This is a genomic window from Nocardia sp. JMUB6875, from assembly GCF_041154655.1.
Taxonomy (GTDB): Bacteria; Actinomycetota; Actinomycetes; order Mycobacteriales; family Mycobacteriaceae; genus Nocardia.
Genome location: NZ_BAAFGR010000319.1, coordinates 1 through 4,177 on the forward strand (window position 1 = coordinate 1; position 4,177 = coordinate 4,177).

At 64.2% G+C, this 4,177-nt stretch carries 7 protein-coding genes; 5 read left to right on the forward strand and 2 right to left on the reverse strand.

Features of this window, described 5'->3' with window-relative positions:
- The 3 genes from ACAM49_RS39020 to ACAM49_RS39030 form a co-directional block, all read left to right on the forward strand.
- Nucleotides 1-238: TetR-like C-terminal domain-containing protein (locus tag ACAM49_RS39020; protein WP_369640543.1), on the forward strand; the 238-nt coding region annotated here is incomplete at its 5' end.
- Nucleotides 239-326: 88 nt separating this feature from the next.
- Nucleotides 327-878, forward strand: coding sequence for a carboxymuconolactone decarboxylase family protein (locus ACAM49_RS39025; RefSeq protein ID WP_369640544.1), 552 nt, complete (start codon nucleotides 327-329; stop codon nucleotides 876-878).
- 9 nt (nucleotides 879-887) lie between these two features.
- Nucleotides 888-1,178 carry a hypothetical protein gene (locus ACAM49_RS39030; RefSeq protein WP_369640545.1) on the forward strand — a complete coding sequence of 97 codons (291 nt, stop codon included), beginning with the start codon at nucleotides 888-890 and terminating at the stop codon, nucleotides 1,176-1,178.
- 452 nt (nucleotides 1,179-1,630) lie between these two features.
- Here the strand turns inward: ACAM49_RS39030 and ACAM49_RS39035 are convergent, their stop codons facing one another.
- The gene (locus ACAM49_RS39035) at nucleotides 1,631-2,077 is read right to left on the reverse strand and encodes a hypothetical protein (RefSeq protein ID WP_369640546.1); all 447 of its coding nucleotides are present in this window, start codon (nucleotides 2,075-2,077) and stop codon (nucleotides 1,631-1,633) included.
- A gap of 36 nt (nucleotides 2,078-2,113) precedes the next feature.
- Here ACAM49_RS39035 and ACAM49_RS39040 point away from each other — a divergent pair, with 36 nt between their 5' ends.
- Together ACAM49_RS39040 and ACAM49_RS39045 are read left to right on the forward strand one after the other, a co-directional pair.
- On the forward strand, nucleotides 2,114-2,974 hold the full coding sequence (locus ACAM49_RS39040; RefSeq protein WP_369640547.1) for a DUF5919 domain-containing protein: 861 nt from the start codon (nucleotides 2,114-2,116) through the stop codon (nucleotides 2,972-2,974).
- Nucleotides 2,971-3,774, forward strand: coding sequence for an inositol monophosphatase (locus tag ACAM49_RS39045; protein WP_369640549.1), 804 nt, complete (start codon nucleotides 2,971-2,973; stop codon nucleotides 3,772-3,774). Before ACAM49_RS39040 ends, ACAM49_RS39045 begins: the two co-directional genes overlap by 4 nt.
- A gap of 181 nt (nucleotides 3,775-3,955) precedes the next feature.
- Here the strand turns inward: ACAM49_RS39045 and ACAM49_RS39050 are convergent.
- Nucleotides 3,956-4,177: hypothetical protein (locus tag ACAM49_RS39050; protein WP_369640548.1), on the reverse strand; the 222-nt coding region annotated here is incomplete at its 5' end.

Here is a 4,177-nt window from a genome sequence, read left to right on the forward strand (position 1 = left end):
CCCCCACATCTACCGCCTCATGAACTACCGCCCCCTCCGCCGCGACCTCCTCCCCGCAGGCCTCGAAGACCGCACCGCCCAGCCTCTCCTCGCAGCCGCGGGCGGCAACCCCTCCCGGGCCCGAGCCCTCTGGGCCTTCGCCCACGGCATGGTCAGTCTGGAGATCGACGGCCGATTTCCACCCGACGCCGACCTCCTCGCCGCCTGGCAAGCGGGCCTCGACTCCTTCGCGGAGTAGCCATCCCGCCCTGGAGTCAGGCGCCGCACCTCGAGCAAACCCGCTGAAGCGCAACGCATTAGGCGGTATCTGGTGGTAGGACGGGGGTATGTCGAGAGTTGCGCCCGTCGAGGCACCGTTTTCAGAAGCATTGCAAGAGCGGTTCGGGCGGGTGTTGCCGCCGAATGTCGAGCCGCCGGTGCTGTATCGGATTGTGGCGCGGAATGAGTCGTTGTTCGTGAACCTGGTGGACAGCGGGACCTTGGGCGCCACCGGGCTGTTCGATCGAGGGGTCCTGGAGCGGCGGTTGCGGGAGGTGCTGATACTGCGGACTTGTCATGCGGCGAGCAACGAATACGAGTGGAACCTCCATGTCAGTATCGGATTGTCGGCACTCATGGGGCTGACCGCCGAGGAGATCGCGGACACGCGCGAGGAGGCCCCAGCGGCCGAAACCTGGTCACCTGCCGAGCGTCTCGCCATGGAGCTGGCGGATGCGCTGGTGCGGCGGATCGCGGTGGAAGACACCTTGTTCGAGCGGCTGCGAGAGCGATTCGATGAGGCGACGCTGATCGAAATGACACAGCTGATCGGGTGGTACACCACCGTGGCCATGCAGGTGGCGCTCACGCGTCCGGCACTCGATCGCTATGGGCTCTAGGCTGGGTTGATGCGTTCCAGGGCAGAGGAACTCGACAAGCCGCCGTCCAGCGGCTTCGACCCGGTAGGCACGGTCGAGCTGCGATTGAGCCTCCTCGGCGCCAGCGACATCCACGCCTCGATAGACGAGATAGCCCACGCCGCAGCAACCCTCGGCGCCGACCACTTCTACGTCACCGACTCCCTCGGCTCCCGCATCACCGCCGTGGCCTACCGCCGCAGCCCCCGCCCCGCCGCTGCTTCCGTCACCGCGCGTGACAACCCACCGCCCAACAAGATCAAGGAGCTCTCAGTCCGGTGATCCGGACAAATTCCCGCCCTGAGAGCTCCCTGATCTTGAAGTCGGGAGCTATTGAATTGGCCAGCCGGGCTTTCCGTCGACCCAGACCGCGGGGGTGGCGAGTTCGTTGCGTTCGATCCGCTGCCGCAGGCCGGCGGGGCTGACTCGGTGGAGGCGGCACACGGTGGCTGTATCGGCGTAGTGGATGGTCGGCTCGGGCCAGTGGAAGGGGACAGGACCACAACCGGCGGATACGTCGGGTCGCCACCGTTGGATCATCGGGAGCGGCCAACCCGGCCAGCGGCCGATGGATATGACGGGAGCGGGGACCCAGATCGGACCCTGCAGCCGCCAGCGCTGAAGGCGTTCGTATGGCTGATCTACCTCGCGGGCGAATCGCTGCAACCCGAGATAGCACCGGACTCCGACGTCGTAGCGGACTCGGGGGACGGGCGCCGCTTCCGATACCCCGATCATCGGGTCCTCATCTCGTATGGCGCATCCGGTGGAATGATCCAGCGGGCGAAGGTCTGGTGTGGATCGATGGTGATCAGGTCGGCCACCTCGATCAGTGCATCGGGCCGCGCGCCGTCGAAATGGGCGAGTCCAGGTGTGAGGACGGCTTCGGCGCCGCATCTGGCCGCGATGGCGATCAATCCGGCGACACGGTCCTCGGTCGTATCGGTAAACACCACGATCCTTTCCAGCGCGTAACCCAGACGGGTCGCCAGACCGCGGATTCGGTGCTCATCCCAGGACTGGTGCCTCCCACTGATGTCGCGTCGGAGGTAGCCCAGCGCGATCGGTTTCGATGCCATGAGCTGAGCTTCGCCCGATCGGCGGTCTCGGTGCGTCGCCGTCCGGGTACCTTCCTGCGCGCGAATGTCTCTTCTGTGGCTCTTCCTCGGGAGTACGATCACCGCAAATCATTGGTGGCTCGTCGCGGAGGCGGCACTGTGGGCACGGTTCTGAAAGCGCTACTGCAACAGCGTCATTTGCAGACACTCTCGGCCTTCAACCGGGAATACGACCGGCTTGCCCGAAAGATCGATCCTGAACTCGTCGGCTGCGGTCCCAAGAAGGCGCAGTTCTATCGGTGGCTGGCGGGTGGACTCGCCAGCTTGCCCTATCCGCATCACCGTCGAATCTTGCAGGCGATGTTTCCGGACAAGTCGATTGCCGAGTTGTTCGAACAGTCAGTTGGATCAACTGATGCCCTGACACGAGCTATTTCGCGATCATGGGACGCCTCGGCTCCTAGCAGCAGACGCGATACCGCGGACATCGAGGCGGTGTATCCAAATCGAATGGCATTCCTGCGCGACTTGCCGCCACAAGAGCTTTTCCGCGATGCTCGCCGGATCGACATGGCCGGACTCTCGTTGAACCTGCTGTGCCAGCAGTGTTCCGACAGCGACATTCTCGACCTGTTGCGGTCGGGTACGCGTATCCGTTGTCTGTTCCTCGACCCCAAAGGGGCCAATATCGGCCTCCGAGAGCTGGAGGAAGGACATCCGACCGGGGTGCTCGCCAGTCTCACGGATCTGAATATCCGCGCGCTGCATCGAGTTCGGAGCCGCGTCGCCGACGGCGCACCGGGGTCGATCGCCGTTCGCGTGTACGACTCGCCGATCCGCTACAACATCACCATCGTCGATGCGAAAGTCTGTGTGATGCAGCCGTATCTGCCTACCGCGCGGGGTATCGATTCCCCGACCTTCGTCGCTCGGAGATCGGTCCGACCAGGTATCTTCGACACCTTTTCGGGTGTCTTCGAGACTATGTGGGCGGATGCCCGGGAGGAGTTGGTCGAATGACAGATCTAACCGGGCTGCTCGAGGTGGCCAGGTCCGCGGTGAGGGCGGGGTGCGAACTCTTGGGCACCGCTGCGCCGGGACGGGTTCATGCCAAGGGCGATCGTGACTTCGTCACCGAACTCGACGTTCTGATCCAGGACACCCTGCGCGCACACCTCCGCAGCGCTACTCCGGAGATCGAGTTCCTCGGTGAAGAGGGTTTCTCGGCGCGAGTTGATTCCGTTTTTGCAGAATACCTTTGGGTGCTCGATCCCATCGACGGCACTTCGAACTTCATACACGGTCTGCCGCTCTGTGCTGTCTCTCTCGCCCTGGTGCGCGACGGAGTTCCGGTAGTGGGAGTGGTCGGAGCGCCATTCCTGACGCTCGAGTATTACGCCGCGACGGGCCACGGTGCGGCCTTGAACGGCAAGCCGATTCGCGGCGGTGAGGCCGAGTCGTTGTCCAGCGCCATTGTTTCCATCGGTGATTACAGTGTCGGCCCCGAGGCCGCCGAGAAGAACAAGACCAGACTCGCGGTGACCGCGGCGCTTGCGTCCGAGGTCGAGCGGGTTCGCATGTTCGGTTCGGCCGCACTGGATCTGGTCTGGGTCGCGGAGGGGCGAATCGACGCGTGTGTGCTGCTGTCGAACAAGCCTTGGGACACCGCCGCCGGGGTAGTGATCGCGCGGGAGAGCGGTGCGCTGGTAACCGATTCGAATGGAGACCCGCACAGCCTGACCGCCGCACACACCATCGCGGCCGCCCCGAAGATTTCTCCTGCTCTGCTGGATCTTGTGCAGCGGGCAGCTGCGGTCTGAGGCGGCTCGCCGACACGCGGTTCGGGTGGTGCGGCTATTTTCTGGTGATCGCTGACGATGGGGATATGAGTGAGGATGAGGAGTGGTTGGCGGCGCATACGGCTCCGGAGGAGCGGGCGGCTTGGGTGCGGCAGGACACGCTTATGTATGGGGGGTTGATCGCTATTGGGACGGTTATTGTTCAGGCGTTTTTGACCGCGTCGTCGATGGGGGTGGCGGCGATGATCGCGGTTATCGCGTGGGCGGTGGCGTTGCCGCATTTGGGGGTGATGGTGTTGGTGGAGGATTGGCCGGTGCCGACCGGGTACCCGAAGCTGGGGATGTTGACGTCGGTGGCGAAGTCATTGGGGTTGGGGGGGGCTTGTGTAGGTGTGGTGGCGGCGTTCTGGCATGTGTCGTGGAT

Bases quoted from the DNA above. Each gene is read 5' to 3' on its own strand.
- ACAM49_RS39025 (WP_369640544.1), top strand. From the start codon at position 327: ATGTCGAGAGTTGCGCCCGTCGAGGCACCGTTTTCAGAAGCATTGCAA.
- ACAM49_RS39030 (WP_369640545.1), top strand. From the start codon at position 888: ATGCGTTCCAGGGCAGAGGAACTCGACAAGCCGCCGTCCAGCGGCTTC.
- ACAM49_RS39045 (WP_369640549.1), top strand. From the start codon at position 2,971: ATGACAGATCTAACCGGGCTGCTCGAGGTGGCCAGGTCCGCGGTGAGG.